This is a genomic window from Phenylobacterium sp. (assembly GCF_035569475.1).
Taxonomy (GTDB): Bacteria; Pseudomonadota; Alphaproteobacteria; order Caulobacterales; family Caulobacteraceae; genus Phenylobacterium.
This window is the reverse complement of record NZ_DATMNA010000022.1, coordinates 30,400-43,292: the sequence shown is the minus strand read 5'-3', so window position 1 is coordinate 43,292 and position 12,893 is coordinate 30,400. Positions and strand designations below refer to the sequence as shown.

General features: G+C 71.1%; 12 protein-coding genes. 7 read left to right on the top strand and 5 right to left on the bottom strand.

All coding sequences use genetic code 11. The annotated features are described in order from the left end of the window. Window positions 1–38 precede the first annotated feature (38 nt). The 3 genes from VNW53_RS03590 to VNW53_RS03580 are packed head-to-tail and all read left to right on the top strand — an operon-like array spanning window position 39 to window position 3,759. Window positions 39–545 (top strand): 2Fe-2S iron-sulfur cluster-binding protein, encoded by a 507-nt coding sequence (locus tag VNW53_RS03590; protein WP_325553693.1) that lies wholly within the window; start codon window positions 39–41, stop codon window positions 543–545. Next, the gene (locus VNW53_RS03585; protein WP_325553692.1) at window positions 542–1,498 is read left to right on the top strand and encodes a xanthine dehydrogenase family protein subunit M; all 957 of its coding nucleotides are present in this window, start codon (window positions 542–544) and stop codon (window positions 1,496–1,498) included. Before VNW53_RS03590 ends, VNW53_RS03585 begins: the two co-directional genes overlap by 4 nt. Next, a complete protein-coding gene (locus VNW53_RS03580) occupies window positions 1,495–3,759 on the top strand; it encodes a xanthine dehydrogenase family protein molybdopterin-binding subunit (RefSeq protein WP_325553691.1) in 2,265 nt (754 codons plus the stop codon). Before VNW53_RS03585 ends, VNW53_RS03580 begins: the two co-directional genes overlap by 4 nt. Window positions 3,760–3,992: 233 nt before the next feature. Here the strand turns inward: VNW53_RS03580 and VNW53_RS03575 are convergent, their stop codons facing one another. From VNW53_RS03575 to VNW53_RS03560, 4 genes are all read right to left on the bottom strand, one after another. Beyond that, window positions 3,993–4,370 (bottom strand): response regulator, encoded by a 378-nt coding sequence (locus VNW53_RS03575; protein WP_325553690.1) that lies wholly within the window; start codon window positions 4,368–4,370, stop codon window positions 3,993–3,995. 105 nt (window positions 4,371–4,475) lie between these two features. Then, the gene (locus VNW53_RS03570; RefSeq protein WP_414693236.1) at window positions 4,476–5,756 is read right to left on the bottom strand and encodes an HlyC/CorC family transporter; all 1,281 of its coding nucleotides are present in this window, start codon (window positions 5,754–5,756) and stop codon (window positions 4,476–4,478) included. Further along, window positions 5,756–6,865 (bottom strand): 3-dehydroquinate synthase, encoded by a 1,110-nt coding sequence (gene aroB / locus VNW53_RS03565; RefSeq protein ID WP_325553689.1) that lies wholly within the window; start codon window positions 6,863–6,865, stop codon window positions 5,756–5,758. The genes VNW53_RS03570 and aroB overlap by 1 nt, the downstream gene beginning before the upstream one ends. Beyond that, on the bottom strand, window positions 6,862–7,425 hold the full coding sequence (locus VNW53_RS03560) for a shikimate kinase (RefSeq protein ID WP_325553688.1): 564 nt from the start codon (window positions 7,423–7,425) through the stop codon (window positions 6,862–6,864). Before VNW53_RS03560 ends, aroB begins: the two co-directional genes overlap by 4 nt. Window positions 7,426–7,492: 67 nt before the next feature. Between VNW53_RS03560 and VNW53_RS03555 the strand changes: the two genes are divergently transcribed. Further along, on the top strand, window positions 7,493–8,767 hold the full coding sequence (locus tag VNW53_RS03555) for a hypothetical protein (RefSeq protein WP_325553687.1): 1,275 nt from the start codon (window positions 7,493–7,495) through the stop codon (window positions 8,765–8,767). After that, window positions 8,764–9,681, top strand: coding sequence for a tyrosine recombinase (locus VNW53_RS03550; RefSeq protein ID WP_325553685.1), 918 nt, complete (start codon window positions 8,764–8,766; stop codon window positions 9,679–9,681). Before VNW53_RS03555 ends, VNW53_RS03550 begins: the two co-directional genes overlap by 4 nt. A gap of 66 nt (window positions 9,682–9,747) precedes the next feature. On the opposite strand, the gene VNW53_RS03545 is transcribed toward VNW53_RS03550, so the two are convergent. Continuing rightward, a complete protein-coding gene (locus VNW53_RS03545) occupies window positions 9,748–10,617 on the bottom strand; it encodes a glycine zipper domain-containing protein (protein ID WP_325553683.1) in 870 nt (289 codons plus the stop codon). Window positions 10,618–10,814: 197 nt separating this feature from the next. Between VNW53_RS03545 and VNW53_RS03540 the strand changes: the two genes are divergently transcribed. Together VNW53_RS03540 and VNW53_RS03535 are read left to right on the top strand one after the other, a co-directional pair. Continuing rightward, entirely contained in the window at window positions 10,815–11,777 is a 963-nt protein-coding gene (locus VNW53_RS03540) for an acetyl-CoA carboxylase carboxyltransferase subunit alpha (RefSeq protein WP_325553682.1), read from the top strand. Between the two features lie 89 nt (window positions 11,778–11,866). Beyond that, the gene (locus VNW53_RS03535; protein ID WP_325553680.1) at window positions 11,867–12,862 is read left to right on the top strand and encodes a nitronate monooxygenase family protein; all 996 of its coding nucleotides are present in this window, start codon (window positions 11,867–11,869) and stop codon (window positions 12,860–12,862) included. Window positions 12,863–12,893: the final 31 nt, after the last annotated feature.

Sequence of the window (12,893 nt, the reverse complement as noted above, 5' to 3'; positions counted from 1 at the left end):
GGGCTGTGCGGCCGATATCGGCACGGGGAGTCTCTGGCTTGAAGACCACCATCACCGTCAACGGGCAGGCGAGGGCGCTCGACCTCGACCCCCGCACCACCCTGCTCGACGCCCTGCGCGAGCACCTGCGGCTCACCGGCAGCAAGAAGGGCTGCGACCACGGCCAGTGCGGCGCCTGCACGGTCCTGGTGAACGGCGTGCGGATCAATAGCTGCCTGTCGCTGGCGGTGATGCACGACGGCGACAAGGTGACCACCATCGAGGGCGTCGGCACGGTCGACAAACTCGCGCCCATCCAGACTGCCTTCCTCGCCGAGGACGCGTTCCAGTGCGGCTACTGCACGCCCGGCCAGATCTGCTCGGCGCTCGGCATGCTGGCCGAAGTGGCCGACAACTGGCCCAGCCAGGAGACCGCCGACCTCACCGGCCGGATCAAGCTGACCGACGACGAACTGCGCGAACGGATGAGCGGAAACATCTGCCGCTGCTCGGCCTATCCGCAGATCGTGGCGGCCATCAGGTCGGTGGCGGGAGAGGTCGCATGAGGCCCTTCACCTACGAGCGGGCGGCCGACGCCGCGTCCGCCGTCAAGTCGGCGGCCGGGACCCCCAACGCCAAGTTCATCGCCGGCGGGACTAACCTGCTGGACCTGATGAAGCTGGAGATCGAGCATCCGGCGCACCTGATCGACGTGGGCCGCCTGCCGCTGGCGGACATCGAGGAGACGCCCGAGGGGGGCCTGCGCATCGGCGCCATGGCCACCAACAGCCACGTGGCCGCCGACGCCCGGGTGCGCGCCCGCTATCCGGTGCTGACCCAGGCCATCGTGTCGGGCGGCTCCGGCCAGCTCCGCAACAAGGCCACCACCGGCGGCAACCTGCTGCAACGCACCCGCTGCGCGTACTTCTACGACACCACCAAGCCCTGCAATAAGCGGGCGCCCGGCTCGGGCTGCGGCGCGCTGGAGGGCTTGAACCGCAACTCCGCGATCTTCGGCGCCAGCCACGCCTGCATCGCCACGCACCCGTCGGACATGGCTGTGGCCCTGACCGCGCTCGGCGCCACGGTCGAGACCCTCTCGCCCTCGGGCCGGGCGCGGGCCTTCCCGATCCTGGAGCTGCACCGCCTGCCCGGCGAGACGCCGGACGTCGAGACCCACCTGATCCCGGGCGAGCTGATCACCGCCGTTGTCGTGCCGCCGCCGCCCACCGGCGGGCAGGTCTACCGCAAGGTGCGCGACCGGGCTTCCTACGCCGGCGGCCTGGTCAGCGTCGCGGTGGCGGGCGGGAACCTGGCGCTGGGCGCCGTGGCCCACAAGCCGTGGCGCGCCACCGACGCGGAGGCCGCGCTGAAGGCCGGCGCCTCGCCCGCCGAGGCCATCGGCCGCGAGCTGGAGGCCGCCAGCGAGAACGGCCGCAACGGCTTCAAGATCGACCTCATCAGCCGCCTGGTCCCGGCGGCCATCGCCGAAGCCCGCGAGCAAGGGAGGGGCGCATGAGCTCCGTCAGCGACTGGGAAGCCGCCAGCAATCCGGTCAAGGAGAACCGCGCCGGCAACATCGGCAAGGCGGTGGACCGCTACGAAGGCCCGCTGAAGGTCACCGGGACCGCGCCCTACGCCTATGAGGTCGAGCCTCCGTCTCCGCCGGCCTATGGCGTGCTGATCTCCGCCCCCATCGCCAAGGGCCGGATCACCGCGGTCGACACCTCCGCCGCGGAGGCCTCCCCAGGAGTCCGACTGGTCTGGACCTACAGGAACGCGCCGGCCCAGGGCCCGCGCCCGGCGCGCTACGACTTCTTCACGCCCTCGCCGCGGCCGGCGCTGGAGTCGGACCAGGTCTACTATTTCGGCCAGCAGGTGGCCGTGGTGGTCGCCGACACGCTGGAGAACGCGCAGGCCGGCGCGGCCCTGGTGAAGCTCGGCTTCGAGGACGACGCCCAGGCGGTGATCTTCCACGACCACTTCGACGAGGCGGTCCAGCCGCCCGGTGAATCCGACGTCGAGATCGGCGACTTCGAGGCGGCCTTCGCCGCGGCCCCGGTGACCGTCGACGACGTCTGGCGCACCCCCTTGCAGAACCACTGCCAGATGGAGCCCTGCGCCACCACTGCCTGGTGGGAGGGCGACAACCTGACGGTCCACACCTCGGTGCAAATGGTCCGGTTCGCGCAGAACTCGCTGGCCGAGACCCTGATGGTGCCGCACCGGAACGTGCGCCTGCTCACCCGCTATGTGGGCGGCGGCTTCGGCGGCAAGGGGTCGTTCTACGAGGACCTGGTGCTGGCCGCCCTGGCGGCGCGCGAGCTCGGCCGGCCGGTGAAGATCGCGCTCTCCCGCCAGCAGATGATGCACGGCACGGTGCACCGCCCGGCGACGGACGTGCGCGTTCGGCTGGGCGCCACGCCGGACGGCCGGCTGACGGCCATGTCGCTGATGACCACCACCCACTGCGACCGGCGCGGCAATTTCACCGAGCACGCCTCGAACTTCGCCCGCAGCCTCTATGCCGCGCCGAACCGGCTGACCGGCCACCGCCTGGTGCGCCTGGACCTGCCGGTGGCCAGCGCCATGCGCGCGCCGGGCGAGGCGTCGGGGACGCTCAGCCTGGAAGTCGCCATGGACGAGCTGGCCGAAAAGCTCGGTATCGACCCGGTCGAGTTGCGCATCCTCAACGAGCCGGAGTCCGACCCGGAGACCGGCAAGCCGTTCTCCATCCGCCAGCTCGTGCGCTGCATGCGCGAAGGCGCTCAGATCTTCGGCTGGGACAACCGCAACCCGATCCCCGGCCAGGTTCGCGACGGGCGCTGGCGGGTCGGGGTGGGCATGGCCGCCGCCATCCGCGGCAACTTCCTGCTGCCCGCCAAGGCCAGCTTCACGGTCGACGCCATGGGCGTGATCACCGTCAGGCAGGGGATGACCGACATCGGCACCGGCACCTACACGGTGCTGGCCCAGATCGCGGCTGAGACCCTGGGCGTGCCGCTGGGCGACGTCCGCGTGGAGATCGGCGACTCCGAGCTGCCGCCGGCCCCCGGCTCGGGCGGCCAGTTCGGCGCGGCCACGGCGGGTTCGGCGGCGCTGGACGCCGGCATGAACCTGCGCGCGGCGATCGCCGAGATCGCCGTCGCCGACCCCGCCTCGCCGCTGTTCGGCGGACCGTCGCAGGACATCGTCTTCCAGGACGGCGTCATCGCCATCGCCAACCGTTCGGAACGGCTGTCGGACCTGATCCGGCGCAACCGCCCCGACGGCATGACAGTCGAGGGCGAGATCCGCCCAGCCGCCGACGCTGCCAAGTGGAGTTCGCACACCTACGGCGCGCACTATGTCGAGGTCGGCGTCGACACCGTCACCGGCGAGGTGCGCACCCGGCGCATGCTGGGCGTTTTCGCCGCCGGCCGCATCCTCAACTGGAAGACCGCGCGCAGCCAGCTTACCGGCGGCATGATCTGGGGCGTCGGGTCGGCCCTCACCGAGGGCAATTCGGTGGACCCACGCTACGGCTCTCTGATCAACCAGGACCTGGCAAGCTACCTGGTGCCGGTGCAGGCCGACATCGGCGAGCTCGACGCCATCATGCTCGACGAGGTCGACGACAAGGCCAACCCGATGGGCATCAAGGGGGTCGGCGAACTGGGCATCTCAGGCGCCGGGGCGGCGGTGGCCAACGCCATCTACAACGCCTGCGGCGTGCGGGTGCGCGACTACCCGATCACCCCCGACAAGCTGCTGGCCGCCCTGGCGGCGAAGGGGGCCTGACCCGACCTCGATCCCGGCCCGCCGGCGAGGCGACCTTTTCCGAATCCGCAAAACACCGGTTCGGAATTGGCGTCTTTTACCATGTCGCATCGTACCTATCTCAGGCGTCTTGAAGGCAGAGCTTTCAAGACTTCGAGGAGACGGGACGTGAAACTCATCTTGCCGTTGGCGACGCTCGCCGGCGCCTTGACCCTGCTGTTCAACGGCTGGGGCGCGGGCGCGCTCAGCTACCTCTAGCCGACCTTGGCGCACAGCTCGCCGAGCACCCGGGCCAGGTCGCCTTCGCGGAACGGCTTCTGCAGGACCGGCGTGCCCCGGTCCACCTCTCTCAGTCCCGCATCCCCATAGCCGGTCGCGAACGCGAACGGGCGGCCGCGCTCGCGCAGCACATCGGCCAGGGGGAAGATCGGCTGGCCTCCGAGGTTCACGTCCAGCACGGCGCAGTCGAGCTCGCTGCTCGCCGCCAGCTCCATCGCCTCGTCCAGGCGCGAGGCCGGACCCACGACCTGGCAGCCCAGGTCGGTCAGCATGTCCTCGATCAGCATCGAGACCATCATCTCATCTTCCACCACCAGGACCCTCAGGCCGGCGAGTTGGGAGGTGTCGGTCATTCCATGGGCTCCAGGGCCTGCAGGCGCGTTGTGGGCGGAGAGCAACAGACGTTGCCGCGTCTAATCAAGTGCGATCTTCAGTTGTGTCGGGGGGCCGACTCTTGGTCACCCGTCTTGGCGCTCCGCGGCCGGCCAGATCTGCAGCCGGGTGATGCGGTTGACCTTACGCTCCAGCACCACGAACCGGTGGCCGTGGAAGGTGAACGTCTGGCCCGGATCGGGGATGCGCCGCACCTCGTGGATCAGCAGGCCCGCGATGGTAACCGCCTCGTCGTCGGGCAGGTCCCAGTTCATCGCGCGGTTGAGGTCGCGGATGGTCACCGAGCCGTCGACCATGATCGAGCCGTCCTCAGCCGGCTTCACGCCGCTGACCGCCTCGTCGTGCTCGTCCTCGATCTCGCCGACGATCTCCTCGAGGATGTCCTCCAGCGTGACCAGGCCCTGCAGGGCGCCATATTCGTCGACCACCAGGGCGAAGTGGGTGCGCCGCTTCAGGAAGGCGGCGAGCTGGTCCTTCAGGCTGGTGGTCTCCGGGATGAACCACGGCTCGCGGACGATGGCCGCGACGTCGATCGTGTCGATCTTGCCGTCGGCGTCGGTGATCGCCTGCAGCACGTCCTTGGCGTGCAGGATGCCGACGATGTTTTCCGGGTCGTTGCGGTAGAGCGGCACGCGGCTGTGGCCGCTCTCCAGCACGTCCTCGACGATCTCCCGCGGGCTCAGGCTGACGTCGAGGGTGGCGATCTCCTTGCGGTGGACCATCACTTCGCTGACGTCCATCTCCGCCAGGTCCAGCACCCCCCCCAGCATCCAGCGGTCGTGGCTCTCCACCAGGCCCTCGGAGTGGTGGTACTCCACCGCGCCGCGGATCTCCTCGTGGGCGGCCAGCACGTCCATCTCCATACCCAGGTGAACCCCCAGCAGGCCGAGGGTTTTCCGGACGACGTACTGGATCGCGTAGATGATCGGGCCGAACACCTTGACCACCAGCAGGGTGGGCGCGGACAGGAACCGGGCCACGTCGTCCGAGCGCAGGATGGCCAGCGTTTTCGGCAACACCTCGGCGAACACCAGGATCAGGACGGTCATGATGCCGGTGGCGGCGGCCACGCCCCAGGCGCCGGGGATGGCGCGGGTGATCACCTGGGTGGTGAGGGCCGACGCCAGGATATTGATCAGGCTGTTGCCGAGCAGCACCGCCCCGATCATCGTCTCGCGGTCGGTGAGGAGCTGGTTGACCCGCCGGGCCCCGCCGTCGCCGTCGCGCTCCAATTGGTGCATGCGCGCTCGGCTGGCGCCGGTGAGCGCGGTCTCGGCCGCGGAGAACAGCGCCGACAGTCCCAGGAGCAGGAACAGGATCGGCGCAAGAGCCATGACGGCGGCCATCAGGTCGCCCCTTCTTGTCTGAGAAATGCGGTGACGGCGCCCGCGTCCACGTCCTTGGCGACGAAGGCCTCGCCGATCCTGCGGGCCAGGATGAAGGTCAACCGGCCGCCCTGCGCCTTCTTGTCCTGCGCCATGTGGCGGGCCAGCCGCGTGGCGTCGAAGGCCCGGTCCGAGACCTCGACCAGGGTGGTCGGCAGGCCGGAGGCGGCGATGGCGGCGGAGGCGCGTCTGGCCTCCTGCGCCTCGCACAGGCCCTGGGCGGCCGAGAAGCGGAAGGCCAGCGCCATGCCCGCGGCCACGGCCTCGCCATGCAGCAGGGCCTCGCCGTAGCCGGTCTCGGCTTCCAGGGCGTGGCCGAAGGTGTGGCCGAGGTTGAGCAGCGCGCGGCGGCCCTGCTCGGTCTCGTCCTCGGCCACGATCTCAGCCTTCATCTCCACGGAACGCGCGACGGCCTCGGCCAGGGCCTGCGGCTCGCGCGCCAGGACGGCGGCCGAATTGGCCTCCAGCCATTCGAAGAAGGCGAAGTCGCCCAGCAGGCCGTACTTGATCACCTCGGCGTAGCCGCAGCGCATCTCCCGCGCCGGCAGGGTGGCCAGCACGTCGAGGTCGGCCAGCACCAGCCGGGGCTGGTGGAAGGCGCCCACCAGGTTCTTGCCGCGCGGCGTGTCGATAGCGGTCTTGCCGCCCACCGAGGAGTCCACCTGGGCCAGCAGGGTCGTCGGGATCTGCACGAAGTCGATGCCGCGCTTGTAGATCGCCGCGGCGAAGCCGGCGAGGTCGCCCACCACGCCGCCGCCGAAGGCGGTCACGACGTCGCCGCGGTCGAGCTCCAGCGCCAGCAGCCGGTCGCTGACCTCGGCCAGGCCCTCGAAACTCTTGGTCTGCTCGCCTGGCGGGACGATCACCGGCGAGACGGCGATCCCGGCGGCCTCGAGCGCGGCGGTGAGGCGCTCGCCGTGCAGACCCCAGACGGTCTCATCGCTGACCACGGCGGTCCGGCGCCGCTTCAGGAAGGGGGCGAGGGTCTCCCCGGCCCGGTCGATCAGGCCCGGGCCCACCAGGACCTCATAGCTGCGTGCGCCCAGCCCGACCGCGATCCTACGGCTCATGACAGCGAGGCCTTGGGCTCGGAGGCCTCGAGGTGGACGCCGAGCGCGCGGATCACCTGGTCGACGGTGACGTGGTGCGCCGCATCGCCGGTCTCGACCGTCACGTCGGCCTCGCCATAGACCGGGTAGCGCACGGCCGCCTGGGCCTGCAGCACCTCCAGGGGGTCCCTGCCGGCCAGCAGGGGCCGGGTGTCCTTGCGCGAGACGCGACGCGCCAGGACGTCCAGGTCGGCCTTCAGCCAGACCGACACCGCCTGGGACTTGATCAGCGCGCGGGTCTGCTCGTTCATGAAGGCGCCGCCGCCGGTGGCCAGCACATGCGGCTCCTGCTCCAGGAGGCGCGCGATCACCCGGCGCTCGCCCTCGCGGAAGGCCTCTTCGCCCAGGTCGGCGAAAATGTCGGAGATCGAGCAGCCGGCGGCCGCCTCGACTTCCGAATCGGTGTCGCGGAACGGCAGCTCGAGCGCGTTGGCGAGCCGCCGCCCGACGCTCGACTTGCCCACGCCCATCAGGCCCACGAGGGCGATGGTGCGGCGGCGCAACGGTGCATAGCGGTCCATGGAAGGCCCAGGTCTACACGAGCCGCCGCTCTCGCGCCAACTTCGTGCCGCGGCTATGCTCGCGACTATGTCGCGTTCCCCCGGTCTTCTCGTCCTGTCGCTTCTCGCAGCCTCGGCCACGGGAGCCGCCGCGCAGGAGCCGCCGCCGCCCGGCGGGCCTGCGGCGGCCGTCGCGCCGGCGGCTGTCGCCCCTGCGCCGCCCGACCGTGGCGTCCAGGTCGAGACCCTGGCCGCGCCGGACGCCTTCACCACCCCTGGCCGCAACACCGGCCTGCCCGCCACGCTCTGGCGCGGCGCCTCGCTGAAGACGGCGCAGGCGGTCCTGCCGCTGATCGCCGCCAAGCCGCTCAGCCCGGCGGCGGCCGCGCTCGCCCGCCGCGTCCTGGCGACCGGTGCGCCGGGGCCGGCGGGGGCGAGCGATCCGGCGCTCACCGGCGCGCGCGCCACCGCGCTCCTGGGGCAGGGCGACGCCAAGGCCGCCGCCGCCATCCTGGCTCGCGCGCCGGGCGCCGACCGTTCGCCGGCCCTGGCCCACGCGGCGGCGGAGAGCGCGCTGCTGGCCGGCGACGATGCGCGCGCCTGCGCCGTGGCCGAGGGCCTGACGGAGGGCCGCGACGACGTCTACTGGCTGCGCCTGCGGGCGTACTGCCAGGCGATCGGCGGCCACGCCGACCAGGCCCAACTCACCTTCGACCTCGCCCAGGCCCAGGCCAAGGACCCGGTCTTCGCCCGGCTGATGACCGCCAAGCTGGCCGGGTCCGGCAATCCGGGCGCGGCGTCGCTGAGGAACGGCCTCGACTACGCCTTGTCGCACAGCCTGGGCCTCGACCTCGGCGCCGCCAAGGCCTCGCCCGCAGTGGCCGCGGCGCTGTTCGGCGGCGATCCAGGGGAGCCCAGCTTCGACACGGCCGCGGCCGCCCCCGACGTGGCGCCGCTCGTGGACGCTTTGATGCGGGGCCAGGCCGTCAGCGACGCCGTCCTCCATGCGCTGGCCGAGCCAGCCGGTTCCAGCGAACCCAAGACCCGCGCCCGCGGGCAGGCGGCGCTGCTGCTGGGTCTGGCGCTTGGAGGCCCCCTGACGGCGGAGAGCCGCAGCCAGATGGCGGCCCTGACCCTGTCGGAGGGCAAGGCGCCGGTGGGCCGCGACCTGGGGCTTGAGAGCGCGGGCGAGGCCGGGCTGATGGGCGAGGCGGCGATGCTGTCGCTCTGGACCTGCGCCGAGGCCGGGGCGACCGGGCCCGCGATCGGCGACCGGGTGCGGATCGTCCGCGCCCTGCACCTCGTGGGCCTGGAGGCCGACGCCCGCGCCTTCGCCCTGGAAGGCCTGCTGGCGCTGAAATGACCGGGCAGGGCGCCTCCTGGGCCGAAGCCTTCCTGGAGATGATGTCCGTCGAGCGCGCGGCGGCCAGGAACACGCTCACCGCCTACTCCCGCGACCTGGGCGACGCCGCCGGCTTCCTGGCGGGTCGGGGCCGCGACCTGGCCGATGCGACGGCCGAGGACGTGGAGGCCTATTTCGTGGCCTTGAGCGAACGTGGCCTGTCGCCGGCGACGGCCTCGCGGCGGCGTGCGGCGGTGCGCCAGTTCTACCGTTTCGTGCTGGGTGAGGCCTGGCGGGCCGACGACCCCTCGCGCCGCGTCGAGGCGCCGAAAAAGAGGCGCGCCCTGCCCAAGGTCTTGAGCCGTGCCGAGGTCGACCGGCTGATCGCCGCCGCCGCCGCAAAGGACGGCGCCCAGGGCCTGCGGCTCGCCTGCATGGTCGAGCTGGCCTACGCCTCCGGCCTGCGGATCTCCGAGCTCACCGGCCTGACGTTGGCGGCCCTGGCCCGCGACCCGGCCTATCTGATCGTCAAGGGCAAGGGCGGCAAGGAGCGGCTCGCGCCGCTCAACGCCGCCGCACGGACGGCCGTGAAGGCCTATCTCGAGGTTCGCCCCGGGTTCCTGCCGAAGGGCGATAAGGCCAATCCCTGGTTCTTCGCCTCGCGCGGCAAGGAAGGCCGCCTCACGCCCCGCCGTTTCGCCCAGTTGCTGGACGAGGCGGCCGCCCACGCCGGAATCGACCCGGCGCGGGTGAGCCCGCACGTCCTGCGACACGCCTTCGCGACCCACCTGCTGGAGGGCGGCGCCGACCTGCGGGTCGTCCAGACCCTGCTGGGCCATGCCGACATCGGCACCACCCAGATCTACACCCACGTGGCGGGCGACCGCCTGGCGCAGGTGGTGGCGACCAGGCACCCCTTGGCGAAGAAGCGCTGAGCCCAGGAAAAAGGCCGCCCCCGAGGGAGCGGCCTTGGAAGTCATCGGGTCGGATCGCCCGGCGGCTTAGCCGGTGATGCGGTAGCGGCCGCTGCGGTCGGGGCAGACGCGGACGTAGCGGACGTCCTCGCCGTAGCTGTCGACCGGCGCGGGGGCCAGGCGGCAGCGCATACGGCTGTAGTAGCTGTAGTCATAGCGCCCGCTGCGGTAGTCGCGGTCCTCGCGGTAGGCGATGGTGTCGCCGTAGCTGTAGTAGGGCCCGCGGGTGTCGCAGCGGTAGCGGTCGTGCGCGTTGCCGACCGAGGCGCCGATGCCGGCCCCTACGACGCCGCCGAGGATCGAGCCGTCGGTGCGGTGGCCGCTGGCGGCGATGTTGGAGCCCAGGGCCGCGCCGGCCAGCGCGCCCAGGACGGCGCCGGCGGTGGCGGCGCTGTGGTCGTTGCGGCAAGTGGTCGTCGGCGCGTAGGCGGCCGCCGGACGGGCGTAGTAGCCCGCGTCAGGCGCGGGGCCATAGACCGCCCAACGCTGCTGATCCCAGATCGGCGCGGGGCCGTAGACCCGCACATAGGCGCCGTAGCCGTAGCGGGCGTCATAGTCGGCGCGCGCGCGTTCCCAGGCGGCGTGGCGGCGGTCATAGTCCGCCTTGGCCTGTTCATAGCCCGCGCGGCTGGCCTCGTAGTTGTCGCGCCGCTCGTCATAGGATTGGCGGCGGGCGTCATAGGCGTCCTTGCGGACCTCGTAGTCCCGGCGGTCCTGCTGGTATTGCTGCTGTTGCTCCTGGTACTGCGGCGCCGGCTGATAGGATGGCCCGGGCTGCTGGTACTGCGGCTGCTGCTCATATTGCTGAGCCGGATATTGCGGGGACTGGGCGAATGCAGGCGCGGCGGCGGCCAGCGCGAGGATCGAGGCCATTCCCAGATTGATCGATTTCTTCATGGGTCTCTCCGTTTCTCTCCAAGGCGCGGGGCGTGTCAGGCCGAGACGCGTCTTCGGCCGCAACAACCCCCGGGGCCGCGCGAGGTTGCATCGAACGGCGTTCCAGGAACCCGGGCCAACACCCTGGCGCTCTTGTGACGCGGCCGCATCGCGAATAGGTTCCGGCCCCGCTTCGATATGAAGGATCAGGTCCCCGGATGGCTGCCCACTACCTCGAGTTCGAGCGCCCGATCGCCGACCTCGAAGCCAAGATCGAGGAGCTTTCGAAGCTCTCGGAAACCGCCAACCCGGGCGCCTTCGACGCCGAGATCGAGGCCCTGCGCGCGCGCACCCAGGAGATGCGCCGCGAGACCTATTCCAAGCTCGACGCTTGGCAGAAGACCCAGGTCGCCCGCCACCCGGACCGGCCCCACTTCGTCGACTACGCCGCCGGCCTGATCGATGAGTTCGTGGAGATGAAGGGCGACCGCAAGTTCGCCGACGACCAGGCGATCATGGGCGGCCTCGGCCGGTTCCGCGGGCGCCCCGTGGTGGTCATGGGCAACGAGAAGGGCCGCGACACCGTCACCCGGGTGAAGCACAACTTCGGCTACGCCCGGCCCGAGGGCTACCGCAAGGCGATCCGGCTGATGGAGTTGGCCGAACGGTTCAACCTGCCGGTGATCAGCTTCGTGGACACCACGGCGGCCTATCCGGGCGTGGCGTCGGAGGAGCGCGGCGTCGCCGAGGCCATCGCGCGGTCCACCGAAAAAAGCCTGCTACTCGGCGTGCCCATGGTCTCCATCGTCACCGGCGAGGGCGGCTCGGGCGGCGCGCTGGGCATCGCCTGCGGCTCGCGGGTGCTGATCCTGGAGCACGCGGTCTATTCGGTGATCCCGCCGGAAGGGGCCAACTCGATCCTGTGGCGTGGCGCGCGCACGCCGGAGGAGGCCGCCAAGGCGCTGAAGATCACCGCCCAGGACCTGCTCGGGATGAAGATCGTCGACCGGATCATCCCCGAGCCGCCGGGCGGCGCGCACTCCGACCCGGAAGCCGCGCTGAAGGCGGTGGGCGACGCCGTCGAGGAAGAGCTGAAGGCGTTGGAGGGGCTCACGCCCGACGAGTTGCGCAAACGGCGCGCCGAGCGCTTCTACGCCATCGGCCGCGCGGGCCTGCAGTAGCGACGTCCCCCGCAGCGGCGGGAGAGCTTGCCTGACCCTGCGTCTGCCTGTTCACTGTCATCCAAACAGATGTTTGGAAGGACGCGGCCATGGCGCTGAAGACCCGGTTCACCGAGCTGTTCGGGATCGAGCATCCCATCGTCCAGGGCGGCATGCAGTGGGTCGGCCGCGCCGAGCTGGTGGCCGCGGTCGCCAACGGCGGGGGCCTGGGCTTCATCACCGCGCTGACCCAGCCGACGCCCGAGAAGCTGACCGAGGAGATCGCGCGCTGCCGCACCCTCACCGACAAGCCGTTCGGGGTGAACCTGACCATCCTGCCGGCGATCAAGCCGCCGCCCTACGCCGAATACCGCCAGGCGATCATCGAGGCCGGGATCAAGATCGTCGAGACGGCAGGCAACAAGCCCATCGAGCACGTCGAGGAGTTCAAGAAGCACGGGATCAAGGTGATCCATAAGTGCACCTCGGTCCGCCACGGCCTGTCGGCCGAGCGGATGGGCGTCGACGCCATCTCCATCGACGGCTTCGAATGCGCCGGCCATCCCGGCGAGGACGACGTGCCGGGCCTGATCCTGATCCCGGCGGCCGCCGACAAGATCAAGATCCCGATGATCGCCTCCGGCGGCTTCGGGGACGCGCGGGGTCTCGTTGCGGCGCTCGCTCTGGGCGCCGAGGGCATCAACATGGGCACCCGCTTCATGGCGACGGTGGAGAGCCCCATCCACGAGAACATCAAGCAGCAGATCGTCGCCAACGACGAGCGGGCCACCGAGCTGATCTTCCGCACCATGCACAACACCTCGCGCGTGGCGAAGAACGTCATCTCGACCCAGGTGGTGGCCATGGAGCGCGAGGGGGCCAAGTTCGAGGATGTGCGCGAACTGGTGGCCGGGACCCGCGGACGCAGCGTCTACGAGGTCGGCGACAACGACGCCGGCATCTGGTCGGCGGGCCAGGTCCAGGGCCTGATCCACGACATCCCCACCTGCTCCGAGCTGATCCACCGCATCGTCCGCGAAGCCGAGGACATCATCCACGCCCGCCTCGACCGCATGGCCGGCGCCCGCCGGATGGCGGAGGCCTGAGGGCTGCAAGAAGAAGCCGCCGCCCCGGAGG